Here is a 17,111-nt window from a genome sequence, read left to right as displayed (position 1 = left end):
CGCGGGTCAGCCCCCGCGGATGGCGAAGCAAGCGAAGCCCGAGCGCTTCAGCGCCTTGCAGGCAGACTGGGCGTCGTCCTCGTCGAAGCCCGAGAAGCGGGCCCGGTAGAGGGTGGAGCCGCCCTTCGAGACCTTCTCGGTGAAGGCGTCGGCCTTGGCGAGCGAGCGGTTCTGGCTGCGCGCTTTCGACAGGATTTCCTTGGCCTTCGCCTCGTCGTCGGTGGCGCCGAGCTGGATCAGCCAGCCGCTCATCGCCGACTTCGGGATCGAGGAGCGAGCCTCGGCCTTGGGCTCGGGGCGGGCCGGCTCGGCCCTGGTGGGCTCGGCGCGGGCGACCTTCGTCTCCTCGGCCTTCGGCTGGGCGCCGACCACCCAGCGCATGCCGTTGCTGCCCGTGGCCGGGCTGGCGGAGGAGGGTGTCGTGGTGGTGGCGCCGGCGGCCGAAGCCACCACGGGGCGCGCGGCGGAGAGCTCGATCGTCTTCGGGGCAGCGGCCGGTGGCGGAGCCATGGCGACCGCGGGCTTCGGCGTCGCGGCGGGGGCCGGAGCGGCGGTCGGCGCGGGCGTCGCGACCGCGGCGGTGGGGCGCACGGCGGCAGTGGTGACCGGCGTCTCGTCATCGGCGGACGCGACCCGCACGCGCGGCTCGGCGGCGGCGACGGCCGGGGCGGCTCCCTCGCCGACCTGCGGGGCTGTGCGGGCGCCGGCATAGGCGCGCTCGATGCCCTGGTGCAGCAGCGAGGCCATCTGGTTGTCGCGGGCCGCGGCGGAGCGGCCACCGAGGACGACGGCGACGATGTGGCGGCCATCCGTGCGCACGGACGTCAGGAGGTTGAACCCCGACATCCGGGTGTAGCCGGTCTTGATGCCGTCCATGCCCTCGACGCGCGAGAGCAGACGGTTGTGGTTGCGGTGGTAGCGGCCGGCGTAGGTGAAGCCCGGCAGCGAGAAGTAGTGGTAGTACTTCGGGAACCGGTCCTGCATCGCGCGGCCGAGGGTGATCAGGTCGCGCGCCGTCGTGATCTGGCCCGGGTCGGGCAGGCCGGATGCGTTCTTGTAGACCGTGCGGTTCATGCCGAGTTGGCGCGCCTTACGCGTCATCTGCTCGGCGAAGGCCTCCTCGGACCCGGCGATGTTCTCGGCGACGGCGACCGCGATGTCGTTGGCCGACTTCGTCACGAGCGCCTTGATGGCGTCCTCGACCTCGATCGTCTCGCCGGGGCGCAGGCCGAGCTTCGACGGCGCCTGACGGGCGGCGAACGCCGAGATCTTGAGTTCCGAGTTCAGGTTGAACCGGCCGCGCTCCATCTGCTCGAACAGCAGATAGAGGGTCATGACCTTGGTGACGGAGGCCGGATGCCGGGTGGCGTCCTCGTTGGTCGCGTGCAGCACGCGGCCGGTCTTGGCGTCGACCACCATGGCCGCGTAGGGCGGGTTGTAGCCGCCGCCCTTGGCGACGGAGCGACGGCGGGCTTCCGCCGGTCCGGCCACCGAGACCAGGATGACGGTCGCAGTGACGGCGATGGAGGCGAGCGCCGTGCAGCGCCTCCCGAACTCGCGGCTGTAGAGCATTCAGAATCCCCGAACAAACCCGGCCCGACCCACCCGGACCGTTGCCGCCGAGCCGACGCCGGACCGTCCCGGAGCCCGGTGTCGCATCGGCAGCACAGGGAGCGACGCTAAAGAGTTGCGGTTACCCGGTGGTTAAGGCGGGTTGCAGCAACCGTGGCGCGGAGGGCGCCAAAGGGCCGATGGTGCAGTGCAACAACGTCGTTGACATTCATTGTGCAGTGCACATATAACGACCGCAACGGGGTCGAACGGCGCGTAACTGCCGGAGGTGCGGCCCCTCCCAAACGGAACGGACCGCACAGGGCGGTCCGCCATGAAAGAGGTGTACCATGGCTGCGCAGTTCGAGGACTTCCAGAAGCTGGCGAAGGACAACGTCGATCTCGCCGTGAAGAGCTTCGGCGCGACCTCCAAGGGCGTGCAGGCGATCGCGACCGAGTTCGCCGACTATTCCAAGAAGGCGTTCGAGCAGGGCTCGGCCGTCGCCGAGAAGCTCGCGGCCGCCAAGACGCTCGACAAGGCCGTCGAGATCCAGTCGGACTACGTGAAGGCCGCCTACGAGAGCTTCGTCGCCTACGCGTCGAAGGTCGGCGAGCTCTACACGAACCTCGCCAAGGAGACGGTGAAGCCGTACGAGGCTCTCGTCGCCAAGGCCCAGGCTGCCGCCACGAAGTGATCCGCGGCGGCCGCATGGCCGCCATGGCATCGCGGGACGGCGACCTGTTCGCGACGTCCGCAGTGACTATATGAGATGGGTCCGGCCTCGTGCCGGGCCCTTTTTTCGTTCTCCGGCCCTGCGCCGATCCGTCCTTCCGTCCCGGCCCGTTGCCGTCTGGCGAAGCAGCGATCGCAGGTCTAGATTAACGGGGTCGTGGCGACGGAACCGGCGTGCGTTCCCTCTCGTTGGCACCCCGCCGCCCGTCAACGAGTTGCGCCGATCGATATGGACCTGACATCGAAGCTTCCCGCGGTCCGCGACCGCACACGGCGCGCCGGCTCCGCAACGGCGGACTCTGCTCGCCCGCAGGCGGCCCCGGTTCCCGCCCGCATGGCCGAACGCCGGCGCGGGCCCGTGAGGCCGGGCGACAACGGCTCGGGGACCGCCGTCATCACGCAGACCCGGACGCGGACGAAGCGCCCGAACATGTACCGCGTGCTGCTCCTGAACGACGACTACACGCCGATGGAGTTCGTCGTCCACGTGCTGCAGCGCTTCTTCAACAAGGATGCGGACGAGGCCACCCGCATCATGCTCCACGTCCACCAGCACGGCGTCGGCGAGTGCGGCGTCTTCACCTACGAGGTCGCGGAGACCAAGGTGACGCTGGTGATGGACTTTGCCCGCAAGCACCAGCACCCCCTGCAGTGCGTCATGGAAAAGAAGTGAAAGGCTGACCGAATGCCGTCCTTCTCGCGCAATCTCGAGCAGGCTCTCCACCGGGCGCTGGCCTTGGCCAACGACCGGCACCACGAGTATGCGACACTCGAGCACCTGCTCCTCGCGCTGATCGACGATCAGGACGCGGCGGCCGTCATGCGGGCCTGCAACGTCGACCTCGAGGCCCTGCGCCGCAACCTCACCGAGTATGTCGACAGCGAACTGTCGAACCTGATCACCGACGGCGGCGACGACAGCAAGCCGACGGCGGGGTTCCAGCGCGTCATCCAGCGCGCGGTCATCCACGTGCAGTCGTCCGGCCGCGAGGAGGTGACGGGCGCCAACGTCCTCGTGGCGATCTTCGCCGAGCGCGAGAGCCACGCCGCGTATTTCCTGCAGGAGCAGGACATGACGCGCTACGACGCCGTGAACTACATCTCCCACGGCATCGCCAAGCGCGCCGGCATGTCCGAATCCCGCTCTCCGCGCGGTGCCGAGGAAGAGCAGGGTGGTGACCGCAGCTCGTCGTCCTCGCAGGAGGAGGGCGGCAACGCCAAGAAGAAGGGCGAGGCGCTCGACGCCTACTGCGTCAACCTCAACAAGCGGGCCCGCGAGGGCCGGATCGACCCGCTAATCGGGCGCGAGCCCGAGGTGCAGCGCACCATCCAGGTGCTCTGCCGCCGGCAGAAGAACAACCCGCTGCTGGTGGGCGAGCCTGGCGTGGGCAAGACCGCCATCGCCGAGGGCCTGGCGCGCAAGATCGTCACCGGCGAGGTGCCCGACGTGCTGGCCGATGCCACCGTCTTCGCCCTCGACATGGGCACGCTGCTCGCCGGCACCCGCTACCGCGGCGACTTCGAGGAGCGCCTCAAGCAGGTGATGAAGGAGATCGAGAGCCACCCCAAGGCGATCATGTTCATCGACGAGATCCACACCGTCATCGGTGCGGGAGCGACGTCGGGCGGCGCCATGGACGCCTCGAACCTGCTGAAGCCGGCGCTCGCCCAGGGCACGCTGCGCTGCATCGGCTCGACGACCTACAAGGAGTACCGCCAGTACTTCGAGAAGGACCGCGCGCTCGTGCGCCGGTTCCAGAAGATCGACGTCAACGAGCCGTCGGTGCCGGACGCCATCGAGATCCTGAAGGGCCTGAAGCCCTATTTCGAGGACTTCCACCGCATCCGCTACACGAACGACGCCATCAAGGCGGCGGTCGAGCTCTCGGCGCGCTACATCCACGACCGCAAGCTGCCGGACAAGGCGATCGACGTGATCGACGAGACCGGCGCGTCGCAGATGCTGCTGCCTGAGACCCGGCGCAAGAAGACGATCGGCGTCAAGGAGATCGAGGCGGCCATCGCCACCATGGCGCGCATCCCGCCGAAGACGGTCTCCAAGGACGACGCGGAGGTGCTGAAGGGCCTCGACGAGACGCTGAAGCGCGTCGTCTACGGGCAGGATGCGGCGATCACGGCGCTCACATCGGCGATCAAGCTCGCCCGTGCCGGCCTGCGTGATCCGGAGAAGCCGATCGGCAACTACCTCTTCGCGGGCCCGACCGGCGTCGGCAAGACGGAGGTCGCCCGCCAGCTCTCCAAGAGCCTCGGCGTCGAGCTCATCCGCTTCGACATGTCGGAGTACATGGAGCGCCACACGGTGAGCCGCCTCATCGGCGCGCCGCCCGGCTACGTGGGCTTCGACCAGGGCGGCCTGCTGACCGACGGCGTCGACCAGCACCCGCACTGCGTCCTGCTGCTGGACGAGATCGAGAAGGCCCACCCGGACCTCTTCAACATCCTCCTGCAGATCATGGATCACGGGAAGCTGACCGACCACAACGGCAAGCAGGTCGACTTCCGCAACGTCATTCTGATCATGACGACGAATGCGGGCGCGGCCGACCTCGCCAAGCCGGCCTTCGGCTTCACGCGCTCGCGGCGCGAGGGCGACGACAACGAGGCGATCAACCGCCTCTTCGCGCCGGAATTCCGCAACCGCCTCGACGCGATCATCTCGTTCGGCCAGCTGCCGAAGGAGGTGGTGGCCAAGGTCGTCGACAAGTTCGTCATGCAGCTCGAGGCGCAGCTCGCAGACCGCAACGTCACGATCGAACTGTCCGACGAGGCGCGCGAGTGGCTTGTCGAGAACGGCTACGACGAGACGATGGGCGCCCGGCCCATGGCCCGCCTCATCCAGACGACCATCAAGACGCCGCTCGCCGACGAAGTGCTGTTCGGCAAGCTGAAGGACGGCGGGGCGGTCCGCGTGATCGTGGGCGAGGAGAAGGGCAGGAAGCACCTCGCCTTCGAATTCCCGGCCGGGCCGATCACGCCGAAGCCCGAGAAGGACGTGGAGGAGGCGCGCAAGCAGCGCGAGAAGCGCTCCGCCTCGGCCCGCAAGGCCGCGGCCGCCCGCAAGGCCGCGCGCGCCAAGGGGCCGTCCGGCGAAGGCCCCGGTGGCGGCGGCAAGGGGCCGGGCAAGCCGCCCGTCCGCACCGTCCCCAAGGTACCGCTGGTGAAGGGCTGATCGCCCGGGCGCCTCGCGGCGCCCTGCCGATTGCACGCCGGCCGTGTCCATGCCAAACGATGGTCACGGCAGGCGGAATGGGCTGACGGAGGGGGCGTGGCGTCCTGGTTCGAGGAACGGCGGCAGCGCCGCAAGCGCCGCGAGCGCATGGAAGAGGTCATCGGCTGGATCGTCGTGCCGATGATCGGCGTGATGCTCTGGTGGGCCTGGCTCCAGGTCTCCGAACAGGTGAAGGGCACCCCGCTCATCGGCATCATCACCGGCAAGGACCGCGGCGGACCTGCTCCGCCGTGACATGCCGGCATCTGCGCTCCATGATGGACGGTTGACCCCTCATCCGGCGATTGGGAACGGGCCGAAGCCGGCACCGGCATCTTCCGGAGCACGCCCCGGGCAAGTTCGGCGCTTGCGCGCCACCGTCTCTCCGGACGGGGAGAAGGGATCAGGTCCCCGACGGCTCGCCCGAATGTCTCCTTACGACCTCCGCTTCGTGACCCTGCGGCCTCGTGCGGCTCGCCCTTCTCGCCGTGCGACGGGCAGAAGGTGCCCCGCAGGAGCGGATGAGGGGCGGTCGGGCGAAGGGCTTTCGCGGAGCCGGACCGAATTCGCGCACGCTTCGCTCGACGTCCCTCGCACGCGGGCCACGGACTGAGCCACTGATGCGCGAAGCGGGCCAACAGACCGACGAACCCCTCTCCGATGCCCGCTGGTTCTTGCGCGGCGTCCTCGCGGCGCTGTCGTTTCCCGCGTGGACGGTGGCGCTGGCGCTCGTGGGCGTCGGCAGCCTTGCCCGCGACGCCGGGCATCCCGTGGGCGCCGCGACGCTCTCCACGCTGCTGATCTGGGCCGGGCCCGCACAGGTCATCTTCTACGGCGGACTTGCGGCCGGCATGGCGCCGCTCGCCGTCGCCGCCGCCGTCTGCTTCTCGTCGATCCGTTTCCTGCCGATGACGATGGCGATCCTGCCCATGGTGCGGAGACCCGGAGATGGGATCGTGCGGCAGGCCTATGCGGCCCATTTCGTCGCGGTGACGGTGTGGAGCGAGAGCCTGCGGCGCCTGCCGGAGCTCCCACAACAGGGGCGCACGCCGTTCTATTTCGGCTTCGCCCACGCCTGCCTCCTCCTCTCGGCGGCGTCGACGGCGGCGGGCTACTACATGATGGGAGCGTTCCCGACGCCGCTCGCGGCGGGGTTGCTGTTCCTGACGCCGATCTTCTTCACGCTGTCGGTCGCGGGCGGCGCGCGGCGGGCCGCCGACTGGTTCGCGGTGTCGCTCGGCTTCCTGCTGGAGCCCGTCGTCGCCAAGGTGACGGGTGACAGCTTCGATTTGCTCGCGGTCGGCCTCATCGGCGGCACGGCGGCCTTCGTGCTGGGGCGGTGGTGGGACCGGAGGCGGGTGGCATGACGCTCGAGGCGCTCCAGCAGGTGCCGTTCTGGCCCTATGTCGCGCTGATCGTCTTCGGCTTCCTGCCGAGCGAGGTCTGGCGGCTGCTCGCCGTGGTCCTGTCGCGGGGGCTTTCCGAGACGTCGCCGATCATCGAATGGGTCCGGCTGGTCGCGACGGCGCTGCTCTGCGCCGTGGTGGTGAAGCTGTTGCTGGCGCCGAGTGGCGCGCTCGCGGCGGTGCCGCTCCTCGGCCGACTCGGCGCCATCGCCGTGGCGGCGGCAGTGTTCATGGCCACGCGCCGCAACCTCATCGCGGGTGTGATCGCCGGGGAGGCCGTGCTGGTGGCGACCGTGTGGTGGCAGGGCTGAACCGCGCTCAGCGCAGGGCTGCGCGGATCTTGTCGGCGTGGAGCTTGAGCACGTCCGGCTTTTCCATGGCGCCGGTGTGGGGCCGCAGCGCCACGCCGCTCCAGCGCGGCAGGATGTGGACGTGGATGTGGAAGACAACCTGTCCGCCCGCACTCTCGTTGAACTGCTGGATGGTCAGGCCGTCCGCGCCCATGCCGGCCTTCACGGCCTTCGCGACGGTCTGGACGGACCGCGCGAGGCGGGCGAGATCGTCGGGGGCGATGTCGAGGATGTTGCGCGCCGGCGCCTTCGGGATCACGAGGACGTGGCCGTCGGCCCTGGGCATGATGTCCATGAAGGCGAGCGTCGCGTCGTCCTCATAGACTTTTTCGCAAGGCAGCTCGTCACGCAAAATCTTGGCGAAGACGTTCGAGGGGTCGTAGGCTTCGGTCACGGTCCGTCTCCGCTGGGGGGCTGCGAGAATGATCGACATGGATGCCGCGGTGGCCTTCAACGGCTACCTGAAGCCGACCGACCGGATCAAGTGGGCCGCCCGCCCGCTGGCCGAGGTGACGTTCGCGCTCGGGGGGCGCGAGCGGATGATCTACGCCGGCGTCCTGGCCGGCTTCACCGTCATCTGGATGGCGGTGATCATCTACTTCAACGGCCCGCCGATGCTGAAGATCGCGGGGCTCGCGGTGCTGGGCGCCGCCGCCGTGGTCGGGCCGGCCTATCCCTGGCTGCGGGCGTACCGGCTTCGGCACACGGTCTACGCGCTCACCCACAACCAGGTGATGATCATCGAGAACCGGCAGGTCACGACGGTGCCGCTGTCCGACGTCGGCCGGGTCGAGGTGGAGGAGGGGCCGGACGGACGAGGCTCCGTCATCTTCCGCGACCACAGGATGCAGGCGAGCGCCGAGGAGATGGTGTTCCCCCTCCTGTGGCGGCGGCCGACGCTGTTCAACATCCCGAATGCGAAGGCCGTGCGCGACCTGATCGTGGCGGGATCGCGCGAGGCTCCGGCGCCCGGGATCGCACCCGCCGTCAGCCCTTCCTGAACGGCGCCATTTCCTCCAGTTCCTCGTGCACGGCCTCGACGTGGGCGCGCTCGCGCTCGAGGTAGTGCGCCACGGCGCGGCGCAGGGCCGGGTCCGGGATGTCGTGGGCGGAATAGGTCGTCACCGGCCGGTAGCCGCGCGCCAGCTTGTGCTCGCCCTGGGCCCCGGCCTCGACTCGCGCCAGCTTGCGGGCGATCGCGAAGTCGATGGCCTGATGGTAGCAGACCTCGAAGTGCAGGAAGGGGTGCTGCTCGATGCAACCCCAGTTGCGGCCATAGAGGGCGTTGGCGCCGATGAAGTTGATGGCGCCGGCGACGTAGCGCCCGGCCCGCCGCGCCATCACGAGCAGGATGCGGTCGGCCATGCGCTCGCCGACGATCCGGAAGAAGGCGCGCGTCAGGTAGGGGCGGCCCCATTTGCGCGAGCCGGTGTCCATGTAGAACGTCCAGAAGGCGTCCCAGGCCTCCTCGGTGATGGCCGGACCGGTCAGCTGCTCGATGACGATCCCGTTCTCCACCGCCTCGCGACGCTCGCGCTTGAGCGCCTTGCGCTTGCGAGAGGCGAGCTCTGCGAGGAAGGCGTCGTAGCTGTCGTACCCGGCGTTCAGCCAATGGAACTGCTGGTCGGTGCGCTGCAGGAATCCGGCGGCGCCGAGCGTCTCCCATTCGTCGCGGGGCAGGAAGGTGGCGTGGATCGAGGAGGCGCCCGCCTCCTGCCGCAGGGCCCGCAGGCCCGCGACCAGCGTCGCCCGGGCCTCCGCTGCCCGGGGGCCGGGGCGCACCAGCAGCCGGCGTCCGGTCGCCGGGGTGAACGGCACGCTGACCTGCAGCTTGGGATAGTAGCGCCCGCCGGCCCGCTCGTAGGCGTCGGCCCAGCCGTGGTCGAAGACGTATTCGCCCTGCGAGTGGGACTTCAGGTAGGCCGGCGCGCAGGCCAGCAACTCGCCTCCGGGGCCCTCGACCAGCACGTGGGCGGCGCCCCATCCGGTGCGCGGGACGGCCGACCCGGACTCCTCCAGCGCCAGCAGGAAGGCGTGGCGTATGAAGGGGTTGTCCGTGTCCGGCTGAGACGCCGATTCAGGTCCTTCGGAAACCGATTCAACGGCGCCTGGCGCGGCCGGCGGGTTGGCGCAGGCGTCCCACGCCGCCGGATCGACGGCGGAGAGTGAGGAGGCGACGGTGACGCGCAGGTCGGCTGGAGCCATGCCGCCAACCTAGCGGCGGACTGCCCGGCGGCAAGCCGCCGCCAAAGGGCAGCGGCCGTGCCGGCAGGGCATGGCCCGGCGGAGGCCGGGCGGCGCGGTCAGGCCGAGGCCAGTGCCTCGTCAAGGTCGGCGATCAGGTCCGCCGGGTCCTCGAGGCCGATCGACAGGCGCACCACGTCCGGGCCGGCGCCGGCCTGGACCAGCTGCTCGGGCGTCAGCTGCCGGTGGGTGGTGGAGGCCGGGTGGATGACCAGCGAGCGCGTATCGCCGATGTTGGCAAGGTGCGAGAAGAGCTTGAGGTTGGAAACGAGCTTCACGCCGGCCTCGTAGCCGCCCTTCACGCCGAACGTGAACACGGCGCCTGCGCCCTTCGGGCTATAGCGCTTCGCCAGCGCGTTGTACTTGTCGCCCTCGAGGCCAGGATAGCTCACCCAGCTGACGCCGGGATGGCCCGCGAGATGCTTCGCCACCGCGAGCGCGTTGTCGGAGTGGCGCTGCATGCGCAGCGGCAGCGTCTCGATGCCGGTCAGGATCATGAAGGCGTTGAACGGCGACAGCGCCGGGCCGAGGTCGCGCAGGCCGAGCACGCGGCAGGCGATGGCGAAGCCGAAGTTGCCGAAGGTCTCGCCGAGCACCATGCCGCCGTATTCGGGGCGGGGCTGCGAGAGCATCGGGTAGCGGCCGGACTTCATCCAGTCGAAGCGGCCGCCGTCGACGATCAGGCCGCCGATGGAGTTGCCGTGGCCGCCGAGGAACTTCGTCGCCGAGTGCACGACGATGTCCGCGCCGTGCTCGAACGGGCGGATGAGGTAGGGGGTCGCCATCGTGTTGTCGACGATCAGCGGCACGCCGGCCTTGTGGGCGATCTTCGCGATCGCCTCGATGTCCGTCACGACGCCGCCGGGATTGGCGATCGACTCGATGAAGATGGCCTTCGTCTTGTCCGACACTGCCGCCTCGAAGGTCGAGAGGTCGTCCGGGTCGGCCCACTTCACCCGCCAGTCGAAGTTCTTGTAGCTGTGGTTGAACTGGTTGATCGAGCCGCCATAGAGCTTCTTGGAGGCGATGAACTCGTCGCCCGGCTGCAGCAGCGTGTGGAAGCACAGGAACTCGGCCGCGTGGCCGGAGGCGACGCCGAGCGCCGCGGTTCCGCCCTCGAGCGCGGCGATGCGCTCCTCCAGCACCGCCACCGTCGGGTTGCCGATGCGGGTGTAGATGTTGCCGAAGGCCTGCAGCCCGAACAGCGACGCGGCATGGTCGACGTCGTCGAACACGAAGGACGTCGTCTGGTAGATCGGCGTGGCGCGAGCCCCCGTCGCCGGGTCGGGCTGCGCGCCGGCATGGATCGCGAGGGTGGCGAAGCCGGGAGTGGTCGGGGCGGTCATGGCGTGTCCTCGCTTGTCAGGTCCTGCGGAGGTTGTCCGCTGAGACGGAGATATTGTTCTTTATGTCGAACGCTTCGCCGGGCGTCAACCCGGCGTGGCGCCTGCCCTCATCGCCGCGTGCCGAACGGGTTCGCGCCGGGCGCCAGCCCGATGGAACGTTTCTGCACGCCTTTCTCGCTCATCAGCGGCTTCTTGGCCGAGAGGATGCGCGAGTTGATGCCCTGCCAGCCGATCTCGCCTGAGAGGCGGCCATACTCGATCTTCGGGCAGCGGTTCATGATCACGGTGACGCCCCGCGCCTCGGCCCGCGCCGCGGCGGCGTCGTTGCGGACGGAGAGCTGCATCCAGATGACCTTGGGCAGCGGGTCGAGCGCCAGCGCCTCGTCGACGATCGGCCCCGCCGCCTCCGAGTTGCGGAAGATCTCGACCATGTCGAGCGGCCCGGGCACATCCGAGAGGCGTCCGTAGACGGGAAGGCCGAGAATCTCCTGGCCGGCGAGGCCGGGATTCACGGGGTGCACGGTGTAGCCGCGCTCGGAGAGGTACTTCACGACGATCCAGCTCGGCCGCGCCGGGTTCGCCGACGCGCCGACGAGCGCGATGGTCTTCGTGCCGCGCAGGATCGCGCGGATCAGGTCGTCCGGGTAGCTGTCGTGGCGGGCCGGATCGAAGGCGGGGGCAGGGCTCTCTGTCATGGCGGCGGACGCTACAGAAGCGGCGGGCGCGGAGCAATGCGGGAGGAGCGGGCGACCGCCGGGGCGCCAGACGGTCACGCCGTCAGATCGGCACCGGCGTCACCGCCGCGACCCGGCCCTCCTCGAGCATCACGACCTCCTCGGCGAGGCGGTTCACCTCGTCGCGCGCGTGGCTGACATACACGATGGGCAGGGCCGTCTCGTCGCGGAGGCGCTCCAGCCACGGCAGGATCTCGTCCTTTCGGGCCGCGTCGAGGGAAGCGAGGGGTTCGTCCATGAGCAGGAGCCGGGGAGCGGCGAGGAGCGCCCGACCGATCGCGACACGCTGGCGCTCGCCGCCGGAGAGCGTGTCCGGTTGCCGGCCGAGCAGGTCCCCGATGCCCAGCATCGCGACGACCGAGTCGAGCCCGGCGGCGCGCTCGGTCCGCGGCGCGAGGCGGTGGCCGTACAGCAGATTGGCGCGGACGGAGAGGTGGGGAAACAGCCGCGCGTCCTGGAAGACGTAGCCGATCCGCCGGCGGTGGACGGGGACGTCGATGCCGGCGGCGCTGTCGAAGAGGGTCGTGCCGGCGACGCGGATCGTGCCCTCGTCCGGCCTCACGAGCCCTGCGACCGCGTGCACGAGGGTGCTCTTGCCGGCCCCGGACGGCCCGAACAGCGCGACCACCCGCCGGTGGGTCTCGAAGCGGGCATCGAGGCTGAAGCTGTCCCGACGCACGCGGATGTCGACGACAAGTCCCTCCATCTCACGCCCCGGCCGGCCGGCCGACGCGGCGCGCGAGCCACTCCGAGAGGACCAGCGCCGCCATCGACACGATCACGGCGACGACGACGAGGCGCATCGCCGGCCCGTCGCCGCCGGGCACCTGCGTGTAGGTGTAGATCGCGGCGGCGATCGTCCGCGTCTCGCCCGGGATGTTGGAGACGAAGGTAATCGTGGCGCCGAACTCCCCCAGCGCCTTGGCGAAGGCGAGGACCGCCCCAGCCATCACGCCCGGAAGGGCGAGCGGCAGCGTGATCGAGGCGAAGACCCACCACGGCGGCGCGCCGAGCGTCGAGGCTGCCTGCTCGAGGCGCCGGTCGACCGCCTCGATGGAGAGCCGCACCGCGCGCACCAGCAGCGGGAAGGCCATCACGGCCGCCGCGAGCGCCGCGCCCGTCCAGCGGAAGGAGAAGACGATGCCGCAGCAGGCCTCCAGCGCCTGCCCCGCAACGCCCTTGCGGCCGAAGGCCACGAGCAGGAGGTAGCCCGTCACCACCGGCGGGAGCACCAGCGGGAGGTGCACCACGCCGTTGAGCAGGCTGCGCCCCCAGAACCGTCCGCGCGCCAGCGCATACGCGACCGCGATCCCCGGCGGCAGGCTCCAGACCGTCGCCCAGAAGGCGATCTTCAGGCTCAGCAGCAGGGCCGTGGCCTCGTCGGGCGTCAGCCAGTCGGTGAGGAATGACGGCACGGAGGATGGGTCAGTTCGAGGGGAGGGCGGCGACCACCGAGAATCCTTCGGCCTCGAACCGCGCTTTCGCCCGCGGGCCCCGCAGGAACTCGGCGAAGGCGGCGGCGTCCGGATGGCGCGAGGCCGAGACGGCGGCCATGGGGTAGAGGATCGGCGGATGGCTGGTCTCGGGGAAGGTGCCGACGATGCGCACGCGCGGCTCGGGCGAAGCGTCCGTCCGGTAGACGATGCCGAGCGGCGCCTCGCCCCGGGCCACGAAGAGCAGCGCGGCGCGCACGTTCTCCGCCTGCACCACGCGGTTGGCGACGGAAGACCACACGCCCAGCGTCTCCAGCGCCGCGCGTCCGTAGCGGCCGGCGGGGACGGCGGTGACGTCGGCCATGGCGAGGCGTCCGTCGCCGAGCGCCTGGGCAAGCGCAAAGCCGGGGCCGATGGCGACGTGCGTCTCCTTGTCCGCCGGCGCGACGAGCACGAGCGTGTTGCCGAGCAGCGTCACGCGGCTGTCGGCGCGCACGAGGCCGCGCTGCTGCATCCAGTCCATCCAGTCGATGTCCGCCGTCAGCACGAGGTCGGCGGGCGCACCCTGCTCGACCTGGCGGGCAACGGCGGAACTGGCGGCGAAGGACAGGGTCACGCCCTTGCCGGTCCTGGCTTTCCAGTCGGCGGCGATGCCTTCCAGCGCGGTCGACAGGCTGGCGGCCGCATAGACGGCGAGGGGCCGGTCCACGGCATGCGCGGCAGGAAACGGCAGGAGCGCCGCGAAGGCCGCTGCGGCCAGGGACAGCAGGGAACGACGGTTCGGCATGGGGTCGGCTCCACGGCGCGTCCGCGAGGGAACGGGCGTCGATCAGGGAGGGAGCTCCCGCCGGAGCGTGGTCGACGACGCCCACCGGCGAACGTCGATGCTGTTGTCGCGTCCCGGGCGCCCTCCGGTCAAGGGCTGTCGGCCGCGGCAGGCGCTCAGTCGCTCCAGACGGGCTTGCGCTTGTCGACGAACGCGCCGATCCCCTCGACCGCGTCGCGGTGGAGCATGTTCTCCACCATGACCTCGGCCGTATAGGCGTAGGCGTCGGCGAGCGTCATCTCCGCCTGCTCGTAGAAGGCGCGCTTGCCGATCCGCAGGACGGCCGGGGCCTTCGACGCGATCACGGTGGCCATGCGCCGGGCCTCATCCAGCGCCCCGCCGGCCTCGACGACGCGGTTGACGAGGCCCATGCGCCACGCCTCCTGCGCGTCGACGGGTTCCCCCGTCAGCAGCATCTGCATGGCGTGCTTGGGCGCGACGTTGCGGGACAGCGCCACCATCGGCGTCGAGCAGAACAGGCCGATGTGCACGCCCGGCGTGCCGAAGCGGGCGGCCTCGCCCGCGACGGCGAGGTCGCAGCTCGCCACGAGCTGGCAGCCGGCGGCGAGCGCAGTGCCCTCCACGGCCGCGATCACCGGCTGCGGCAGGCGGACGATGGACTGCATCATCGCGGCGCAGCGGCCGAAGACGTCTCGGTAGGCGGCAAGGCCCTTGTCGGGCGCCGCGCGGAGCGCCGTCATCTCCTTGAGGTCGTGGCCGGGGCAGAAGACGGGGCCGGATGCGGCGACAATGACGACCCGGACGCCGGAGTCGTCCGCGATCGCCCCGAACTCTGCCGCCAGCGCATCGATCAGCTCGCCCGACAGCGCGTTGCGCGCCGCCGGCCGATTGAGCGTGAGGACGGCGATGCCATCGCGGTCGTCGCGCAGCAGGACGGGCGGCGTGGGTTCGGGCTGGGCAGACATGCGGTCTCCGGGCATCGGCGCCGTTGCGGGCGACGGGGATGATATGCGATGCCCCGCCCGGAACAAAAGGAGGCACCGGGCATGGGGCAGCCGTCCACCGGACAGCGGGCGATGAGCGAGGCGGAACTGGAGGCGTTCTTCGCCCGGGAGTTCCCGCAGATCTACGTCCACGGGACGATCTGGCATGTCGAGCAGCTGGGCCACGGGACGTCCCGGTTGCGGATCGACTACCACGAAAGCCAGCTGCGACCGGGCGGCACGATCTCCGGGCCGACGATGTTCACGCTCGCCGACCTAGCCCTGTACGCCGCCGTGCTGGGGGCCATCGGCCCCGTCGCGCTGGCGGTGACGACGTCGCTCACCATCAACTTCCTGCGCAAGCCCGCGGCCGGGCCGCTGTGGGGCGAGTGCCGGCTGCTCAAGCTCGGCAAGCGGCTCGCAATGGGGGAGGTGACGATCCTCTCCGAACTCGGCGGTCCCGCCGTCGCGCACGCGACCGGCACCTATTCGCTGCCGGACCGCTGAAAGGGCGGCGAGCTCGCTCTCCCCGGAAACAAGAAGGAGCGGGCTCGCGCCCGCTCCTTCGTTGTTCCGACGTTCCGTCGCGATCCTGAGCGGCGCGAACCGGGCAGGCCCGGCGCGCGGCGTTTGGTGGCGCGAACCGGGCAGGCCCGGCGCGCGCTCAGCGCTCGTCGCCCTCGGCGTCCGCTAGAGCCGCGCCGACCTCGAGGCCGAGGTCGTCGATGTTGGTCTCCTCGCGGGCCAGAACGCTCTCGCCGCGGGCCTGGCGCTCGGCCTCCTCGGGGCTGCGGGCGACGTTGATCGTGACGTTGACCTCGACCTCGCCGTGCAGGTGCACCGGCACGGCGTGGAGGCCGATCGTCTTGATCGGGGCATTGAGGACGATCTGCTGACGGGCGACGCTGAAGCCGGCGGCCGAGAGGATGTCGGCGAGGTCGCGGGTCGAGACCGAGCCGTAGAGCTGGCCCATCTCGCCGGCCTGGCGGATGAGGGTGAAGCTCTGGCCGTCGAGCTTCTCCCCGACCTTCTGCGCCTCGGACTTCGCCGTCAGGTTGCGGGCCTCGAGTTGCGCGCGCTGCTCCTCGAAGCGGCTGCGGTTGGCGGCGGTGGCGCGGAGCGCCTTGCCGCGCGGCAGCAGGAAGTTGCGGGCGAAGCCGTCCTTGACGCGGACGACGTCGCCCATCTGGCCGAGCTTGGCGACGCGCTCGAGAAGAATGATTTCCATGGTGGTGCTCCTTCGAAAGGTGGGAATCGGTTTCAGGTGAGGGTCGGCGGCCCCGGCCGCGCCATCCGGCGCGCCCGCAGGCCGAAGATCGTGTCGGCGATCCCGACCAGGGCGGACAGCACCGCCGGCCAGCCGGGCAGAAGGACGAAGACGATGTAGAGGACGGCGAGGATGGAGCCCCGCCCGGCGACGCCGCGGGTCAGCACGTGGATGACGGCGAGTCCCTGCATGCAGAACGCCATGGCCAAAGCCGCGGCGATGGAGAGGGCGAAGACCCCTGCGAACCCGCGCAGGACGGCGGCCGCCGCCAGCGCGGCGAGGAGACCGAGCAGCGCGGCCTGCGGAAGCTCCGCCGCCGCGACGTCCGGCCAGGGGCGCGGCAGGCGCCCGGAGGCGGCGGTGATGCGTCCGGCCACATAGGCGAGGAGAACGGCGAAGCCGACCCCCACCGCCGCGCTGATGGGCGGCGCGGCCACGGCGAACAACTCCGCCATCTGGCGGATGCTGGCCTGCCGGGCGTCGGGCGCGACGCCCTCGAAGCTGTTCGGGTTGATCTGCTCGATCAGCGTGACGGCCCGCTCGAAGGAGCGCACAAAGGCGTCGTAGCTGTCGCCGAGCATGAAGGCGCCGACGATGGTGAGGCCCGCCGAAATGGCGGCCATCCAGAGCAGCACCTTGCCGAGGGGGAACCACTCGACCGAGCCGTCCTCGTTGGTCCGTGCGAGCAGGAGGAGGTAGGCGTACCACCACGCCGGCAGCGCCACGGACACCGCGAACACCATGGACGCGGAGAAACGGAACACGAGGAACACGGCGGCGGCGCCGACAGCGGTCGCGACGAGCCCGGCCCTGTGGTTCCAGCCGAGGGCGGCGAGCAGGATCGGCAGCGGGGCGACGAAGTAGAGCAACAGGGCGAGCACGTTCCCGGTGGTGATCACCGCGAACAGAAGGGCGGCCACGAGGCCGGCGGCTGCGCCTATGCCGATGAAGGATTGCATCGTCCAGCTGTCCCGCGTCGAAACGAGCGGTTAGGGGAGGGGCTCGCCCTCTCCAACCAACCCGGCCTCGGGGCCGGGCGACTTGATGG

The 17,111-nt window shown here is 70.4% G+C and carries 18 protein-coding genes and 1 pseudogene; 8 read left to right on the top strand and 11 right to left on the bottom strand.

Annotated elements, in window-relative coordinates; all coding sequences use genetic code 11:
• Positions 1–6 precede the first annotated feature (6 nt).
• Positions 7–1,572 carry a serine hydrolase gene (locus tag ACX9GQ_RS14010; RefSeq protein WP_459630177.1) on the bottom strand — a complete coding sequence of 522 codons (1,566 nt, stop codon included), beginning with the start codon at positions 1,570–1,572 and terminating at the stop codon, positions 7–9.
• Between the two features lie 329 nt (positions 1,573–1,901).
• On the opposite strand from ACX9GQ_RS14010, the gene ACX9GQ_RS14005 reads away from it, so the two are divergent.
• The 6 genes from ACX9GQ_RS14005 (at position 1,902) to ACX9GQ_RS13980 (ending at position 7,230) form a co-directional block, all read left to right on the top strand.
• Entirely contained in the window at positions 1,902–2,246 is a 345-nt protein-coding gene (locus ACX9GQ_RS14005) for a phasin family protein (protein WP_459630176.1), read from the top strand.
• 372 nt (positions 2,247–2,618) lie between these two features.
• Positions 2,619–2,957, top strand: coding sequence for an ATP-dependent Clp protease adapter ClpS (gene clpS / locus ACX9GQ_RS14000; protein ID WP_293865139.1), 339 nt, complete (start codon positions 2,619–2,621; stop codon positions 2,955–2,957).
• 12 nt (positions 2,958–2,969) lie between these two features.
• Entirely contained in the window at positions 2,970–5,474 is a 2,505-nt protein-coding gene (clpA, locus tag ACX9GQ_RS13995) for an ATP-dependent Clp protease ATP-binding subunit ClpA (protein WP_459630175.1), read from the top strand.
• A gap of 96 nt (positions 5,475–5,570) precedes the next feature.
• Positions 5,571–5,768, top strand: a complete 198-nt coding sequence (locus tag ACX9GQ_RS13990; RefSeq protein ID WP_459630174.1) for a hypothetical protein — start codon at positions 5,571–5,573, stop codon at positions 5,766–5,768.
• A 365-nt stretch (positions 5,769–6,133) separates the two neighbouring features.
• Complete coding sequence (locus ACX9GQ_RS13985; RefSeq protein WP_459630173.1) at positions 6,134–6,880, top strand: AzlC family ABC transporter permease; 747 nt, start codon at positions 6,134–6,136, stop codon at positions 6,878–6,880.
• Entirely contained in the window at positions 6,877–7,230 is a 354-nt protein-coding gene (locus ACX9GQ_RS13980; protein WP_459630172.1) for an AzlD domain-containing protein, read from the top strand. Before ACX9GQ_RS13985 ends, ACX9GQ_RS13980 begins: the two co-directional genes overlap by 4 nt.
• Positions 7,231–7,237: 7 nt before the next feature.
• Here ACX9GQ_RS13980 and ACX9GQ_RS13975 read toward each other — a convergent pair whose 3' ends face one another.
• Positions 7,238–7,702, bottom strand: a complete 465-nt coding sequence (locus ACX9GQ_RS13975) for an HIT family protein (RefSeq protein WP_459630171.1) — start codon at positions 7,700–7,702, stop codon at positions 7,238–7,240.
• Here ACX9GQ_RS13975 and ACX9GQ_RS13970 point away from each other — a divergent pair.
• Positions 7,692–8,270, top strand: coding sequence for a hypothetical protein (locus tag ACX9GQ_RS13970; protein WP_459630170.1), 579 nt, complete (start codon positions 7,692–7,694; stop codon positions 8,268–8,270). The two genes, ACX9GQ_RS13975 and ACX9GQ_RS13970, sit on opposite strands and share 11 nt — an antisense overlap.
• On the opposite strand, the gene ACX9GQ_RS13965 is transcribed toward ACX9GQ_RS13970, so the two are convergent.
• The 7 genes and pseudogenes from ACX9GQ_RS13965 to ACX9GQ_RS13935 form a co-directional block, all read right to left on the bottom strand.
• Positions 8,257–9,474, bottom strand: coding sequence for a GNAT family N-acetyltransferase (locus ACX9GQ_RS13965; protein ID WP_459630169.1), 1,218 nt, complete (start codon positions 9,472–9,474; stop codon positions 8,257–8,259). The two genes, ACX9GQ_RS13970 and ACX9GQ_RS13965, sit on opposite strands and share 14 nt — an antisense overlap.
• A 98-nt stretch (positions 9,475–9,572) precedes the next feature.
• A complete protein-coding gene (locus ACX9GQ_RS13960; RefSeq protein ID WP_459630168.1) occupies positions 9,573–10,859 on the bottom strand; it encodes an O-acetylhomoserine aminocarboxypropyltransferase in 1,287 nt (428 codons plus the stop codon).
• Between the two features lie 107 nt (positions 10,860–10,966).
• Positions 10,967–11,554: a CoA-binding protein gene (locus tag ACX9GQ_RS13955; RefSeq protein WP_459630167.1), complete on the bottom strand. Its 588-nt coding sequence runs from the start codon at positions 11,552–11,554 to the stop codon at positions 10,967–10,969.
• 94 nt (positions 11,555–11,648) lie between these two features.
• Positions 11,649–12,299: pseudogene (gene modC, locus ACX9GQ_RS13950) on the bottom strand (molybdenum ABC transporter ATP-binding protein); the annotation flags it as partial.
• 1 nt (position 12,300) lies between these two features.
• Positions 12,301–13,008, bottom strand: coding sequence for a molybdate ABC transporter permease subunit (gene modB, locus ACX9GQ_RS13945; RefSeq protein WP_459630166.1), 708 nt, complete (start codon positions 13,006–13,008; stop codon positions 12,301–12,303).
• Positions 13,009–13,018: 10 nt separating this feature from the next.
• Positions 13,019–13,813 (bottom strand): molybdate ABC transporter substrate-binding protein, encoded by a 795-nt coding sequence (gene modA / locus ACX9GQ_RS13940; protein ID WP_459630165.1) that lies wholly within the window; start codon positions 13,811–13,813, stop codon positions 13,019–13,021.
• Between the two features lie 155 nt (positions 13,814–13,968).
• Positions 13,969–14,778, bottom strand: coding sequence for an enoyl-CoA hydratase (locus tag ACX9GQ_RS13935; RefSeq protein WP_459630164.1), 810 nt, complete (start codon positions 14,776–14,778; stop codon positions 13,969–13,971).
• Between the two features lie 81 nt (positions 14,779–14,859).
• Here ACX9GQ_RS13935 and ACX9GQ_RS13930 point away from each other — a divergent pair, with 81 nt between their 5' ends.
• Positions 14,860–15,303 (top strand): PaaI family thioesterase, encoded by a 444-nt coding sequence (locus tag ACX9GQ_RS13930; protein ID WP_459630163.1) that lies wholly within the window; start codon positions 14,860–14,862, stop codon positions 15,301–15,303.
• Between the two features lie 157 nt (positions 15,304–15,460).
• On the opposite strand, the gene rplI is transcribed toward ACX9GQ_RS13930, so the two are convergent.
• Both rplI and ACX9GQ_RS13920 read right to left on the bottom strand, forming a co-directional pair.
• Positions 15,461–16,024 (bottom strand): 50S ribosomal protein L9, encoded by a 564-nt coding sequence (rplI, locus tag ACX9GQ_RS13925; protein WP_459630162.1) that lies wholly within the window; start codon positions 16,022–16,024, stop codon positions 15,461–15,463.
• A gap of 32 nt (positions 16,025–16,056) precedes the next feature.
• A complete protein-coding gene (locus tag ACX9GQ_RS13920) occupies positions 16,057–17,022 on the bottom strand; it encodes a DUF2232 domain-containing protein (protein ID WP_459630161.1) in 966 nt (321 codons plus the stop codon).
• Between the last annotated feature and the right edge of the window lie 89 nt (positions 17,023–17,111).

The sequence above is a fragment of the Alsobacter sp. R-9 genome (assembly GCF_054612375.1).
This window is presented reverse-complemented; position numbering and strand designations above follow the sequence as displayed.

Coding starts and splice junctions, on each gene's coding strand:
- ACX9GQ_RS14010 (WP_459630177.1), bottom strand. CDS start 1,572: ATGCTCTACAGCCGCGAGTTCGGGAGGCGCTGCACGGCGCTCGCCTCC.
- ACX9GQ_RS14005 (WP_459630176.1), top strand. CDS start 1,902: ATGGCTGCGCAGTTCGAGGACTTCCAGAAGCTGGCGAAGGACAACGTC.
- clpS (WP_293865139.1), top strand. CDS start 2,619: ATGGCCGAACGCCGGCGCGGGCCCGTGAGGCCGGGCGACAACGGCTCG.
- clpA (WP_459630175.1), top strand. CDS start 2,970: ATGCCGTCCTTCTCGCGCAATCTCGAGCAGGCTCTCCACCGGGCGCTG.
- ACX9GQ_RS13985 (WP_459630173.1), top strand. CDS start 6,134: ATGCGCGAAGCGGGCCAACAGACCGACGAACCCCTCTCCGATGCCCGC.
- ACX9GQ_RS13980 (WP_459630172.1), top strand. CDS start 6,877: ATGACGCTCGAGGCGCTCCAGCAGGTGCCGTTCTGGCCCTATGTCGCG.
- ACX9GQ_RS13970 (WP_459630170.1), top strand. CDS start 7,692: ATGATCGACATGGATGCCGCGGTGGCCTTCAACGGCTACCTGAAGCCG.
- ACX9GQ_RS13975 (WP_459630171.1), bottom strand. CDS start 7,702: ATGTCGATCATTCTCGCAGCCCCCCAGCGGAGACGGACCGTGACCGAA.
- ACX9GQ_RS13965 (WP_459630169.1), bottom strand. CDS start 9,474: ATGGCTCCAGCCGACCTGCGCGTCACCGTCGCCTCCTCACTCTCCGCC.
- ACX9GQ_RS13960 (WP_459630168.1), bottom strand. CDS start 10,859: ATGACCGCCCCGACCACTCCCGGCTTCGCCACCCTCGCGATCCATGCC.
- ACX9GQ_RS13955 (WP_459630167.1), bottom strand. CDS start 11,554: ATGACAGAGAGCCCTGCCCCCGCCTTCGATCCGGCCCGCCACGACAGC.
- modA (WP_459630165.1), bottom strand. CDS start 13,813: ATGCCGAACCGTCGTTCCCTGCTGTCCCTGGCCGCAGCGGCCTTCGCG.
- ACX9GQ_RS13935 (WP_459630164.1), bottom strand. CDS start 14,778: ATGTCTGCCCAGCCCGAACCCACGCCGCCCGTCCTGCTGCGCGACGAC.
- ACX9GQ_RS13930 (WP_459630163.1), top strand. CDS start 14,860: ATGGGGCAGCCGTCCACCGGACAGCGGGCGATGAGCGAGGCGGAACTG.
- rplI (WP_459630162.1), bottom strand. CDS start 16,024: ATGGAAATCATTCTTCTCGAGCGCGTCGCCAAGCTCGGCCAGATGGGC.
- ACX9GQ_RS13920 (WP_459630161.1), bottom strand. CDS start 17,022: ATGCAATCCTTCATCGGCATAGGCGCAGCCGCCGGCCTCGTGGCCGCC.